Origin of the sequence: Aldersonia sp. NBC_00410 (assembly GCF_026342035.1) — a bacterium.
Lineage (GTDB): Bacteria > Actinomycetota > Actinomycetes > Mycobacteriales > Mycobacteriaceae > Aldersonia.
The window spans coordinates 149,447-162,718 of the sequence record NZ_JAPENM010000011.1 but is presented as its reverse complement, the minus strand read 5'-3'; the positions used below and the strand labels follow the sequence as shown (position 1 = coordinate 162,718).

Here is a 13,272-nt window from a genome sequence, read left to right as displayed (position 1 = left end):
GGTGCAACTGCACAGAACGCACGTCCTCGACGGGGCCATCGCGATACTCGACGAGTACGGTCTCGCCGATCTCACCATGCGGCGTCTGGCCAGCTCACTCAGTGTCCAGCCCGGCGCGCTGTACTGGCACTTTCCGAACAAGCAAACGTTGCTCGGTGCGGTCTCGGATCGAATCCTCGAACCACTCGACGCACCGGTGGCGGCGCAATCCTGGGACGAACAGATCACCGAACTCGCCCACCGACTGCGCGACGCGCTGCTGTCACATCGGGACGGCGCCGAACTCGTCTCGGCGAGCCTGGCCGCCCGAACCACCACGAGCCGAGCACGGCGCAGGTTCATCGCCGCCGCGCTCGCCGCGAACATGTCCCGCACCGAGGCGGAACTCACCGCGGACACCCTCCTGTATTACGTCCTCGGCCACACCGTGGACGAGCAGGCGCGCATCCAGCTCGATTCGCTGGGCGTGCTCCCCGAGGGCGACTCCCCGATGTTCGAATCTCCAGACCCCACATCACGATTCGACTTCGGGCTCCGATTGTTCGTCGGCGGAATCAGCGAGGTGCTCGCGGGCGCCGATCCGAACCGGAACCGGCTGGCTCGGTAACCCTCGCGGAAGCGTCGGCGATGGGATCATCGGGGAATGAGTCAGCCACCGCAGACCATCGCCTATCCCGCACCGGGGTCACGCCCTACCGGCCAGATTCCCGAGCGGCTCGCACCGCACGTCGTGGTGCTATTCGGCGCCACCGGCGATCTGGCGCGCCGCAAGCTGTTGCCCGGACTGACGCATTTGTCGCTGTCCTCGCTCACCCCGGACATCGAGGTCGTCGCCACCTCACTGGAAGATATCGACACCGACAAGTTCCGCGACTTCGCCCACCAGGCCGTGACCGAATTCGGCAGCCGCAAGCTCGACGAGTCGCAGTGGTCGTCGTTCGCGCAACGGCTGCGGTACGTGCCGCAGAACGCCGGTCCGCAGGCGCTCGCCGACGCGGTCGCCGACGCGGAGGCCGCCCTGGGTCCGGACGTGCGGCGGCTGCACTACCTCAGCGTGCCGCCGAAGGCCGCGCTGGCCGTGGTCACCATGCTGTCCGACGCCAATCTCGTCGAGCGATCCGTGGTGGTGATGGAAAAGCCGTTCGGCACCGATCTGCAGAGTGCAATCGAGCTGAACGACCAGGTGCACGGCGTTTTTCGGGAGCGCCAGATCTTCCGCATCGACCATTTCCTGGGCAAGGAGGCCGCGCAGAACATCCTCGCGTTCCGATTCGCGAACGGCCTGTTCGAGCCGATCTGGAACCGCAACTTCATCGACCACGTCCAGATCGACGTGCCCGAGACGCTCGGGCTCGACCGCCGCGCCGGCTTCTACGAGTCGACCGGCGCGTTCAAGGACATGGTCGTCACGCACCTGTTCCAGGTGATGGCCTTCGTCGCGATGGAACCACCGACAGCATTGGAGCCGCGGGCGATCAGCGAGGAGAAGAACAAGGTCTTCCGCTCGCTACTGCCGCTCGATCCGAACCTGGTGGTGCGCGGCCAATACGCCGGGTACCGCAGCGAGGAGGGCGTGGCGTCGGAGTCCGAGACGGAGACTTTCATCGCGCTCAAGGCCGGCCTGGACAACTGGCGCTGGGCCGGCGTCCCGTTCTATCTGCGCACCGGCAAGCGGCTAGCCGAGGGGCAACGGATCATCTCGATCGCGTTCAAGGAAGCGCCGAAGTCGATGTTCCCGGCCGGATCCGGCGTCGGCACCGAAGGGCCGGACCACCTCACCTTCGACCTGTCCGACGACCCGAAGGTCTCGCTGTCGTTCTACGGCAAGCGACCCGGCCCCGGCATGAAGCTGGACAAGCTGTCCATGCAGTTCTCCGTCGACGAAACCGGTCACGCCGGGGAGGTGCTCGAGGCCTACGAGCGGCTGCTGCTCGACGCGATGCGCGGCGACCACACCCTGTTCAACACCGCTGAAGGCATCGAAAGCCTGTGGGAGCGTTCCACTCCCCTGCTGGACAACCCACCGCCGGTGAAGCCGTACGCGCCGGGCTCGTGGGGGCCCAACGCCATTCACCAACTCATCGCCCCGCACGCCTGGCGGCTGCCGTTCGAGCGGACGTGGCGAGAGCACTGAGCGGTGGGCGCGGGTGATCGGGCGCCTACGTGTGCGCCGGCAGCACGTGGTCGGCGACCTTGTCCGTGCTCAGGCACAGCGAACAGATATGCGCGTCGTGCGTGTCGCAGGCAGCCATGTCGGGCCGCTCGTACTCGTGATGGCAGACGTGGCAAAGCAAATGCTCGCCCGAGGGGTTGCCGTGATCGTCGTACATCGGCAGATCGATGCCATCGTGTTCGCGGCGCAGGTAGTACTTCCCCTTGGTCGCGATCGCCAGGATCGGCGGCAACACCAACGCCAGCCCGATCGCGACGAGCGGCGAGTAGGGCTTGATCGCCGAGCCGAGCACACCGAAGAACGCGAGAATCGAGATGCCCGCCGCAACCAGCATGGACACGAAGCCGACCGGATTGATCGCATACAGCATGCCGCGACGGAACTCGGGTTCCTTCGGCGAGATCTTCAGCAGGTACTTGTTGATCGCGATGTCCGAGGCCACCACGACCACCCAGGCCATGCCGCAGTTGGCATAGAACCCCAGGATGGTGTTGAGGAAGTCGAACATGTTGGCTTCCATCAGGATCAGCGCGATCGCCAGATTGACGGCGAGGAACACCAGTCGGCCCGGGTAGTGCTTGGTCACCCGGGTGAACGAGTTGGTCCACGCCAGCGAGCCGGAGTAAGCGTTGGTGACGTTGATCTTGATCTGGCTGATCACCACCAGGATGACGGCGAGTGTCATGGCCAGCCATCCGGGCATGAAGTTCTCGTAGATCTCCAAGAACTGATGCACCGGCTGGTTGGCGATCGAGGCACCGTCGGCCACGTTGGCGATCAGGTACACCGCCAGGAACAACCCGACGACCTGCTTGATCGCGCCGAAGATCACCCAGCCCGGGCCGGCGAGGACCAACCAGGTCCACCAACTGCGCTTGTTCTCCGGCGTGCGCGGCGGCATGAAGCGCAGATAATCGATCTGCTCGGCGATCTGCGCGATCAGCGACAGGCACACGCCCGCGGCGAGCAGCATGGACCCGAAATCGGCTGCGCCGTTGCCCTCTTCGCCCTGGTAGGCGAAGAAGTCACCGACCGACTCCGGATGACTGATCACCAGATAGGCGAACGGAAACACCATGAGGAACAGCCATAGTGGCGTCGTCCACACCTGCAGTTTGGACAGCACCTTCATGCCGTAGATCACCAGCGGGAAGATGATCAACGTCGAGGCCGCATATCCGACGGGCAGCGGAATGTTGAGCCCCAGTTCGAGTCCCTGCGCCATGATCGAGCCCTCGAGCGCGAAGAAGATGAAAGTGAACGTCGCGAAGATGACGTTGGTGACCACCGAACCGTAGTAGCCAAAGCCGCTGCCGCGGGTGATCAGGTCCAGATCGATGTTGTAGCGAGCGGCGTAGTACGCCAACGGAAATCCGGTCACGAAGATCACCACGGCGAAGATGAGAATGCCCCACAGCGCATTGGTCGTTCCGTAGGACATGCCGATGTTGGCACCAATGGCAAAATCGGCGAGGTAGGCGATTCCGCCGAGGGCGGAGATCCCGACGACGCCGGTGGACCACTTGCGGTAGCTGCGTGGCGCAAACCGAAGCGTGTAGTCCTCCAAGGTTTCCTTGGTGGCGGTCATCGTATCGAGATCGGCTTCCACCGCTCGGTTTTCGATGTGCTGCGACATGTACAGCGACGTTAGAACTGCCGTGTTTCTGGTTCGTTACCCAGCCGTTCCAGCGATATGGCGCTAGTCGCCGATCACGGCGAGCTGGCGGATTTTGTTGGTCGCATCGAGCGCGGCGACCTTGTACGCCTCGGACAGCGTCGGATAGTTGAACACCGCGTCGACGAGGTAGTCGACCGTACCGCCACAGCCCATCACCGTCTGACCGATATGCACGAGTTCGGTTGCCTGCGTACCGAATACGTGCACCCCGAGGATCTTGCCGTCGGTTGGCGAGACCAGCATTTTCAGCACACCGTAGGTGTCACCGGTGATCTGGCCGCGGGCGAGTTCGCGATACCGGGAGATGCCCACCTCGAACGGCACCTTCTCGGCGGTCAGTTCTTCCTCGGTCTTCCCGACGAAACTGATCTCGGGGATCGTGTAGATCCCGATCGGTTGCAGCCCGTTCATGCCGTGCGCGGGCTCGCCACACGCGTGATGCGCGGCGAGGCGGCCCTGCTCCATCGAGGTCGCCGCCAGCGCGGGAAAGCCGATCACGTCCCCGACCGCGTAGATGTGGTCCACCTCGGTCTGGAAATTGTCGTTGACGGCGATCCGGCCCCGCGCATCCGAATCGAGGCCCGCCTTGGGCAGGTCGAGGTCGTCGGTCACGCCCTGGCGACCCGCCGAGTACATCACCGTCTCGGCGGGAATCTTCTTCCCCGACTCGAGGACCGTCACCGCACCGTGCGCATACCGTTCGACCGCGGCAACGGTCTCACCGAACCGGAACGTGACCGCGAGATCGCGCAGCCGAAACTTCAACGCCTCCACGACTTCCTGATCGCAGAATTCCAGCATTTGCGGCCGCTTCTCGATCACCGTCACCTTGGTGCCGAGCGCCGCGAACATCGACGCGTACTCGATGCCGATCACGCCCGCACCGACGACGACCATCGAGGTCGGCACCCGGTCGAGTTGCAGGATGCCGTCCGAATCGATGATGGTCGCCCGATCGAACTCCACCGTCGACGGACGCGCCGGCTTGGTACCGGTGGCGATGATGATCTTCTCGGCGTGCGCAATGGTCGCGCGGCCCGTGCCGTCCTCGACCTCGATGGTGTGCGGATCGGTAAATCGTCCGACACCGGTGAGCACCGTGACGTGATTGCGGGTGAGCTGGCTGCGGACGGTGTCGATCTGCCTGCCCATGACGTGCTGAGTGCGGGCGGTCAGATCCTCGGTGGTGATCTCTTCCTTCACCCGGTACGACGAGCCGTACATCTCGCGCTGGTTCATGCCGGTGAGATAAAGCACCGCCTCGCGCAAAGTTTTCGACGGGATGGTGCCGGTGTTGATGCAGACACCGCCCATCATGTCGCGGCGTTCGACGATGCCCACTCGCTTGCCGAGCTTCGCCGCCGCGATGGCAGCGCGCTGACCACCCGGCCCGGTACCCAGGACCAAGACATCGAAGTCGCTCACACTGTGCATTGTCGCAAGGACTTCCGTACGCCGCAGTGCGTCATGTTTCCAACAGGTAGCGCACCGTCCAAGTCTTGTCCAGCCATCCCGGCGAATCGGACACAAAAGTCTCGCGTGGCAGTGCCCCCGACCCCGCAGGTATCGCACCGGCCAGCGGCACGCCGGTCACCTCGGGCAGGTCGGCAAGGTTGCACTGCGCGGCCAGGTCGGGTTCATCGGGCCACGCTCCGATGATCAGGCCCGCACATTCGACGTCGGCCGCGGCCAGCGCGCGCACGGTGAGTTCGCTGTGGTTGAGCGTGCCCAGTCCGGCAGCGGCGATAACGACGACGGGGGCGCCGAGTTCGCGTGCGATATCGACCACGGTAAAGCCGCGCTCACCAAGTCGGACGAGCGCACCGCCCGCGCCTTCGACAATCGTAAGATCGTGCGCCGCATCGAGTTTGCGCACCGCACTGGTCACGTCCCCGAGCCGGAGCAGCGGCAGGCCGCTGCGACGAGCGGCCGTGTCCGGCGCCAACGGCTCGGGATAGCGCGCGAGTTCCACGGTGTCTCGGACGTCGGCGAGTCGCGCTATCTCGGCGAGATCACCGGGTTCGTCGGGCGCGACACCGGTCTGAGCCGGTTTGCAGACCGCGACTGTTCTGCCCGCGGCCAAGGCCACTGCGGCCAGCGCGGCCGTAGCGACGGTCTTACCGACCTCGGTGGAAGTCCCTGTGACGACCAGGATGCTCATCGCGCAGCGGCCGACAGCACATCCGCGAGTACCGCCTCGATGCGCGCGAGTTCTTCCGGGGTGAGATTGGCGCGGGCGGTGAGCCGCAGCCGCGAGGTGCCGGCGGGTACCGACGGGGGGCGGAAACAACCGACGCTCAAACCTTGTTCGCGGCACGCGACCGACGCGTCGAACGCCCGCTGCGCATCACCCAGAATGACCGACACCACCGCCGACTCCGGCGTGGCGACACCAGCCATCCGCGCGATGTCGGCTGCGCGATCCAGCACCGCTTGCGCGCGTTGCGGCTCGCGGCGCAGCACGCCGAGCGCGGCGCGCGCGGCACCGACGGCGGCGGGCGCGAGTCCGGTATCGAAGATGAAGGTGCGCGCCGTGTCGATCAGGTGCGCCCGGACGCGCTCCGGCGCGAGAACGACACCACCCTGCGCGGCAAGGGATTTCGACAACGTTGCAGTCACGACGAGGTCGGGCTCGCCGGCCAGGCCCAGTTCGTGCACCAGTCCGCGGCCACCTTTGCCGCGCACGCCGATGCCGTGTGCCTCGTCGACGATGAGCACGGCGTCCTGCGCTCGGGTGATGCGGTGCAGTTCGCGCAGAGCGGCGAGGTCGCCATCTGCGCTGAATACCGAATCGGTCAGCACCAGCGCGCGGCGTTCGGTGCGCTCTCGCAGTGCGCGTTCGACGAACTCGAGATCGCCGTGCGGGGCCACCTGCACGCGCGAGCGCGAGAGCCGGCATGCGTCGACGAGCGAGGCGTGACTGCCCGCGTCCGAGACCACCAATGCTTCTCGGCCCGAGAGCGCGGTCACGACTCCGAGGTTGGCGGCATAGCCGGAGGCGAAGACCAGACCGGATTCGGTGCCCACGAACTCGGCGAGCTCGCGCTCGAGCAGTTCATGTTCGGCGGTGGTGCCGGTGACCAGGCGTGAGCCGGTGGATCCGGTCCCCCAGCGTCGCACGGCGGTGATCGCACCCTCGATTACATCGGGGTGGCGGACCAGGCCGAGGTAGTCGTTGGAAGCGAGATCGACGAGCGTCGATCCGGCGGTCCGTGGGCGCAGCGTGCGGTGCAGGCCGGCAGCATTGCGCTCGTCGGCGCGGTCGTCGAGCCAGCTCAGCGCATCACGATCGGTTCCCACGGGTGACGAGCATACTTGAACGGCGTTCAAGCGTCCCGTGCCGGCTCCTCGCCCCCGAGTTGATCACGAGCAAATGGCCCCTCGAAAGGGTGGAACAGCGGCCATTTGTTCGGGCTCGCGACACCGAACAAATGGCCCGTGAAAGCGCCCCGAGTGGGGCCATTTGCTCGTGATCACCGCGAGAGGGTGCGCGACAGGGCGAGAGGGGGTGTGCGGTGCGGCGGGGTGTGCAGACCGAGAGGGGTGTACGCGGCTCGGTCAGGCAGCCCCGGCGGCGGCCAGCATCCCGCGCGTGATCGTGGCCACGTCATCGGCTGTACTGATGAACGGCGGCATGGTGTAGATCAGCTTCCCGAACGGCCGAAGCCATACCCCGGCATCGAGCGCGGCATCGGTAGTGACCTGCATGTTCACCGGCTCGGTCTTCTCGATCACCCCGATCGCACCGAACACCCGCACGTCCGCAACCCCCGGCAGGTCCAGAGCCGGGGCGAGACCGGTTCGCAGCGCCGCCTCGATGCCGGTGACTTCGGCGCGCCAATTCCGCGCGAGCAGCAGTTCGATCGACGCCACCGCCACCGCACAGGCCAGCGGGTTACCCATGAACGTCGGGCCGTGCATCAGCCCGCCATGCCCTGCGCTGATCGACTCGGCGATCCGGTTGGTGCACAGCGTCGCCGCCAGCGTCATGTAACCGCCGGTCAGCGCCTTGCCGACGCACATCACGTCCGGCGCGACACCGGCGTGGTCGGCCGCGAACAGCGCACCGGTGCGACCGAAGCCGGTGGCGATCTCGTCGAAGACCAGCAACACCTCGTTGGCGTCGCAGATCCGGCGCAGCTCGGACAGGTAGCGCGGGTCGTAGCGGCGCATCCCGCCCGTCCCCTGCACCACCGGCTCCACGATCACCGCCGCCAGCTCATCGGCGTGCGCGACGAGCAGCGCCTCGAACTCGGCAACATAGCCGGGGTCGAACTCGACCGGCGGGCGCGGCGCGAATACCTGTTCGGTGAGCACGTCGGTCCACAGCGAATGCATCCCGCCGTCCGGGTCGCAGACGCTCATCGCCGTGAACGTGTCGCCGTGGTAGCCGCCGCGCCAGGTCATCAGCCGCTTCTTGTCCGGCCGGCCGACACTGCGCCAGTACTGCAGGCACATCTTCACGGCCACCTCGACCGAGATCGACCCGGAGTCGGCCAGGAAAACTTTGTCCAGTCCGGCGGGCGTCAACTCGACCAGCAACTCGACCAGCCGCGCCGCGGGCTCGTGGGTGAGGCCACCGAACATCACGTGGCTCATCCGATGTACCTGGTCGATGAGTGCCGCATCCAGGACGGGGTTGCGATAGCCGTGCACGACAGCCCACCACGAGCTCATCGCGTCGATCACCTCGCGGCCGTCGGCCAGGCGCAGCCGCACCCCCGCAGCGCTGTCCACCACGAGCGGCGTCGTCGACGGCGGGAACGCACCGTAGGGGTGCCAGACGTGCGCGGCGTCGATGGCCGCGACCTGCTCGGACGTCATGCTCGCTGAGCTCACCGACTCACCCTACGACCGACGAGGATCACCGATTGCCGGCACGGCACACGGCCCGATCCGGCGTTAGGGTTCTTGGTATGACTCCGCCCGTGTCCTCCTCGAAGGCCGAAGCCGCCGACACCGGCCCGTTCGGCGTGTGGCCCGGCAGTGCCTATCCGCTCGGCGCCACCTACGACGGTGCCGGAACAAACTTTTCGCTGTTCTCCGAGGTCGCGGAACGCGTCGAACTGTGCTTGATCGCCCGCGACGGCACCGAGACCCGGGTGCCGTTCGACGAGGTGGACAGCTACGTCTGGCACGCCTACCTCCCCTCGGTGGCGCCCGGTCAGCGCTACGGCTACCGGGTCTACGGACCGTACGACCCGAAGCAGGGGCTGCGCTGCGATCCGAGCAAGCTGCTGCTCGACCCGTACGGCAAGGCCTTCGACGGCAACTTCGACGGGCACGAGTCGCTGCACACCTACGGCATCGACTCGCTCGGGCACACCATGACGACCGTGGTGATCAATCCGTTCTTCGACTGGGCTGCCGATCGCCAGCCGAAGCGGCCTTATCACGAAACGGTCATCTACGAGGCCCACGTCAAGGGCATGACGGCGACCCACCCCGGTGTCCCGGCCGAACTGCGCGGCACCTACGCCGGACTCGCCCATCCGGCGGTCATCGAGCACCTGAAGGAACTCGGGGCGACCGCGATCGAACTGATGCCGGTACACCAGTTCCTGCAGGATCAGACGCTGCTCGATCAGGGGCTGCGAAACTATTGGGGCTACAACACTTTCGGCTTCTTTGCGCCGCACGCCGACTACTCTTCGGCAAACAAGCCGGGTGGCACCGTCTCCGAGTTCAAGGCGATGGTGCGCACTTTCCACGAGGCGGGCATCGAGGTGATTCTCGACGTGGTCTACAACCACACCGCCGAGGGCAACCACCTGGGCCCGACGATCAACTTCCGCGGCATCGACAACGCCGCGTACTACCGACTCGTCGACGGCGACCCCGAGCACTACATGGATTACACCGGCACCGGCAACAGCCTCAACGCCCGACACCCGCACACCCTGCAGCTGATCATGGACTCGTTGCGCTACTGGGTGACCGAGATGCATGTCGACGGTTTCCGGTTCGACCTCGCCTCCACCCTCGCGCGCGAGTTGCACGACGTCGACCGACTGTCGGCCTTTTTCGATCTCGTCCAGCAGGATCCGGTGGTCAGCCAGGTCAAGCTCATCGCCGAACCGTGGGACATCGGTGAGGGCGGCTACCAGGTCGGCAACTTCCCCGGCCTGTGGACGGAGTGGAACGGCAAGTACCGCGACACCGTGCGCGACTACTGGCGCGGCGAGCCGTCCACCCTGGGCGAGTTCGCCTCCCGGTTCACCGGCTCGTCGGACCTGTACAAGGACGACGGGCGACGCCCATCGGCGAGCATCAACTTCGTCATCGCGCACGACGGTTTCACGCTGCGGGACCTGGTGTCCTACAACGAGAAGCACAACGATGCCAACGGTGAGGGCAACCGCGACGGCGAGAGCCACAACCGGTCGTGGAACTGCGGGGTGGAGGGGCCGACCGATGACCCGGACGTGCTCGACCTACGGGCCCGCCAGAGCCGCAACATCATTGCCACGCTGATGCTGAGCCAGGGCACTCCGATGCTCGCGCACGGTGACGAGATGGGCCGAACGCAGCAGGGCAACAACAACGTCTACTGCCAGGACTCCGAACTGTCGTGGATGGACTGGTCGCTGATCGAGAAGAACTCCGACCTGGTCGATTTCACGCACAACGCGATCACCCTGCGCCGCAAGCATCCGGTATTCCGGCGTCGTCGGTTCTTCGAGGGCCGGCCGATCCGCTCTCGCGACCAGCGCCGCGACATCGCCTGGTTCACCCCCTCCGGCGAGGAGATGACCCCGGAGGATTGGGACAGCGGCTTCGGCAAGTCGCTGGCGGTGTACCTCAACGGCGACGGCATTCCGGAACCGGATCAGCGCGGTGAGCGCGTCGTCGACGACTCGTTCGTGCTGTGCTTCAACGCCCATCACGAATACATCGACTTCACCCTTCCGCCCGCCGATTACGGGACCAAGTGGGCGGTGGTGCTCGATACTGCCGTTTCGACCGGGCTGTCCGACAATGTCCACGAGGCGGGGGCGGAGGTCCCGGTGAAGAGCAGGTCCCTGCTCGTGCTCCGACGCACCGCATGACATCGAAGGTTCTCAGCACATACCGGCTGCAACTGCGCCCCGACGCGCTGACGCTCGGCGACGCCCGCGAGATCGTCGACTACCTGCACCGACTCGGGGTCACCCACCTGTACTTGTCCCCGATTCTCACCGCGGCCCGCGGCTCGACGCACGGCTACGACGTTACCGACCCGACCTCGGTGTCTGCCACGCTCGGCGGCCCCGACGCGCTGCGGGCCCTCGCGGCCGAGGTCCGCCAGCGCGGTATGGGACTCATCGTCGACATCGTGCCCAACCACCTCGGCGTCGGTGATCCACGACAGAACCCGTGGTGGTGGGACGTACTCAAACACGGCCGCGACTCGGCCTATGCCGACTGGTTCGACGTGGACTGGAGCCAGGACAACGGTGCCGGCGGCCGGCTCGCCCTGCCCATCCTCGGCAGCGCGGCCGATCTGAGTTCGCTGTCCGTCGACCGGTCCGGCGCCGAGCCGACGCTGGCGCTGTACGACAAGCATTTCCCGATCGCGCCCGGCTCCGACGACGCCGATCCGGTGCGCATCCACGATCGGCAGTTCTACCGGCTGGTGCCGTGGCAGGCCGGCATCTCGACCTACCGCCGGTTCTTCACGATCAACGAACTCGCCGGGGTGCGCCAGGAGGATCCGCGGATCTTCGAGGCCACCCATCACGAGCTCGCGCGCTGGATCGCCGAGGACCTGATCGACGGGGTCCGCGTGGACCATCCCGACGGGCTGGCGGACCCCGCGAAGTATCTGCGTTGGCTGCGCACCCTCATCGGGCCACAGCGGCTGCTGCTGGTCGAGAAGATCCTCGGCGAACACGAACCGCTCGACCCCAGCCTCGCCGTGGACGGCACCACCGGGTACGACGCACTCGCCGAGCTCGGCGGCGTCCTGGTGGATCGCGCCGGCGAAGCGGCGCTCACCGAGCTCTCGACCACGCTCACCGGAGCTCCCGGCGATGCCGCCTGGCTGCACGCCAACGAGTTTCGGATCAAGCAAGGCGTCCTGCAGACCGCCCTGGCTCCCGACCTGCGACGGCTCGTCACCGCGATCCGCCGCGTCGCACCAACGCAATGCAGCGTCGCCCAGCTCAGCACCGCGCTCGTCGAACTGCTCACCAACGTGCCCGTCTACCGTACCGATTACAGTCCGCTCAGCGGGCTGCTCGGCCGGGTCGCCGGCGAGACAGAGAAACGCAATCCCAAACTGGCCGAACCACTTTCGGTTATCACCCGGGCACTACTCGCGGGCGGCGAACCGGCCACACGGTTCAACCAGATCTGTGGTGCGGTCACCGCGAAGTCCGTCGAGGACTGCCTGTTCTATCGCACCGCGCGGCTGGTCTCACTGCAGGAGGTCGGCGGGTCGCCCGGCACGTTCGGCCGCACACTCTCGGAGTTCCACTTCGCCAACAGTGAGCGGGCGATCCGCTGGCCCGCCGCGATGACGACGCTGTCGACCCATGACACCAAGCGCGGCGAGGATGTGCGCGCCCGCATCGGGGTGCTTTCGCAGGTTGCACAGCGCTGGGCCGACAAACTCACCGGGTGGGAGAAGCTCACCCCGAGCCCGGATGGGCTGACCGCTCTGTTCTTGTTGCAGAACATGTTCGGTGTCTGGCCGGCCGACGGCGGTCCCACCCCCGCGCTGCGCGAGCGACTGCACGCCTACGCAGAGAAGGCGATGCGCGAGTCCGGGCGCAAGACGAGCTGGGACGAGCCGGACGCCGAGTTCGAAGACGACGTGCATGCGTGGATCGACGCCGTCATCGACGGACCCGTCGGCGCCGAACTCGGTGAGTTCGTCGCCGAACTCGCTCCGCATGCCTGGTCGGACAGCCTCGCGCAGAAGCTGCTTCAGCTGTGCGCGCCCGGCATCCCGGACGTCTACCAGGGCACCGAACTGTGGGAGGACAGCCTTGTCGATCCGGACAATCGCCGCACGGTCGACTTCGCCGCGCATGCCGAGATCCTCCGCTCGCTCACCGCGCGCCCGCCCCTGGACGGCACCGGTCGCGCAAAGCTCTGGGCGGTCGCGCATTCGCTGTGGTTGCGCCGCGACCGGCCGGACTGCTTCGTCGGCGGCGGCTACGCCCCGGTGCTGGCCGACGGTGCCGCCGCCGACCATATCGTCGCGTATGCCCGCGGCGTCGTCGCACCGACCGGCCTCGATGCTCAGGTCGTCGTAGCGGCTGCGCGCCATACCGTTTCGGTGGGCGAAACCGGTTGGCGCGACACTGTTGTCGCACTCCCCGAGGGTCGGTGGACCGATCGGCTCAGCGGGCACAGCTACTCGGCGAAGGCCCGCGCGGTCGACCTGTTCGCCGACCTGCCCGCCGTGTTGCTGGTACGCGACGCCCAACGTTGA

At 66.5% G+C, this 13,272-nt stretch carries 9 protein-coding genes; 4 read left to right on the top strand and 5 right to left on the bottom strand.

Features of this window, described 5'->3' with window-relative positions; translation table 11 throughout:
• Position 1: 1 nt before the first annotated feature.
• Together OG921_RS22975 and zwf are read left to right on the top strand one after the other, a co-directional pair.
• A complete protein-coding gene (locus OG921_RS22975) occupies positions 2–607 on the top strand; it encodes a TetR family transcriptional regulator (RefSeq protein ID WP_266114851.1) in 606 nt (201 codons plus the stop codon).
• 36 nt (positions 608–643) lie between these two features.
• Positions 644–2,134 (top strand): glucose-6-phosphate dehydrogenase, encoded by a 1,491-nt coding sequence (gene zwf / locus OG921_RS22970; protein WP_266114850.1) that lies wholly within the window; start codon positions 644–646, stop codon positions 2,132–2,134.
• Between the two features lie 25 nt (positions 2,135–2,159).
• Here the strand turns inward: zwf and OG921_RS22965 are convergent, their stop codons facing one another.
• From OG921_RS22965 to OG921_RS22945, 5 genes are all read right to left on the bottom strand, one after another.
• Positions 2,160–3,809, bottom strand: coding sequence for a cytosine permease (locus OG921_RS22965; RefSeq protein ID WP_266114849.1), 1,650 nt, complete (start codon positions 3,807–3,809; stop codon positions 2,160–2,162).
• A 63-nt stretch (positions 3,810–3,872) separates the two neighbouring features.
• The gene (sthA, locus tag OG921_RS22960) at positions 3,873–5,285 is read right to left on the bottom strand and encodes a Si-specific NAD(P)(+) transhydrogenase (protein WP_266114848.1); all 1,413 of its coding nucleotides are present in this window, start codon (positions 5,283–5,285) and stop codon (positions 3,873–3,875) included.
• Positions 5,286–5,316: 31 nt separating this feature from the next.
• Positions 5,317–6,012: a dethiobiotin synthase gene (gene bioD / locus OG921_RS22955; protein ID WP_266114847.1), complete on the bottom strand. Its 696-nt coding sequence runs from the start codon at positions 6,010–6,012 to the stop codon at positions 5,317–5,319.
• Positions 6,009–7,151 carry an 8-amino-7-oxononanoate synthase gene (locus OG921_RS22950; protein WP_266114846.1) on the bottom strand — a complete coding sequence of 381 codons (1,143 nt, stop codon included), beginning with the start codon at positions 7,149–7,151 and terminating at the stop codon, positions 6,009–6,011. The genes bioD and OG921_RS22950 overlap by 4 nt, the downstream gene beginning before the upstream one ends.
• A 258-nt stretch (positions 7,152–7,409) precedes the next feature.
• Complete coding sequence (locus OG921_RS22945) at positions 7,410–8,690, bottom strand: adenosylmethionine--8-amino-7-oxononanoate transaminase (RefSeq protein ID WP_266114845.1); 1,281 nt, start codon at positions 8,688–8,690, stop codon at positions 7,410–7,412.
• 77 nt (positions 8,691–8,767) lie between these two features.
• Between OG921_RS22945 and glgX the strand changes: the two genes are divergently transcribed.
• Both glgX and treY read left to right on the top strand, forming a co-directional pair.
• Complete coding sequence (gene glgX / locus OG921_RS22940; RefSeq protein ID WP_266114844.1) at positions 8,768–10,900, top strand: glycogen debranching protein GlgX; 2,133 nt, start codon at positions 8,768–8,770, stop codon at positions 10,898–10,900.
• Positions 10,897–13,272 carry a malto-oligosyltrehalose synthase gene (gene treY / locus OG921_RS22935; RefSeq protein WP_266114843.1) on the top strand — a complete coding sequence of 792 codons (2,376 nt, stop codon included), beginning with the start codon at positions 10,897–10,899 and terminating at the stop codon, positions 13,270–13,272. The genes glgX and treY overlap by 4 nt, the downstream gene beginning before the upstream one ends.

Bases quoted from the DNA above. Each gene is read 5' to 3' on its own strand.
- zwf (WP_266114850.1), top strand. From the start codon at position 644: ATGAGTCAGCCACCGCAGACCATCGCCTATCCCGCACCGGGGTCACGC.
- OG921_RS22965 (WP_266114849.1), bottom strand. From the start codon at position 3,809: ATGTCGCAGCACATCGAAAACCGAGCGGTGGAAGCCGATCTCGATACG.
- sthA (WP_266114848.1), bottom strand. From the start codon at position 5,285: ATGCACAGTGTGAGCGACTTCGATGTCTTGGTCCTGGGTACCGGGCCG.
- bioD (WP_266114847.1), bottom strand. From the start codon at position 6,012: ATGAGCATCCTGGTCGTCACAGGGACTTCCACCGAGGTCGGTAAGACC.
- glgX (WP_266114844.1), top strand. From the start codon at position 8,768: ATGACTCCGCCCGTGTCCTCCTCGAAGGCCGAAGCCGCCGACACCGGC.
- treY (WP_266114843.1), top strand. From the start codon at position 10,897: ATGACATCGAAGGTTCTCAGCACATACCGGCTGCAACTGCGCCCCGAC.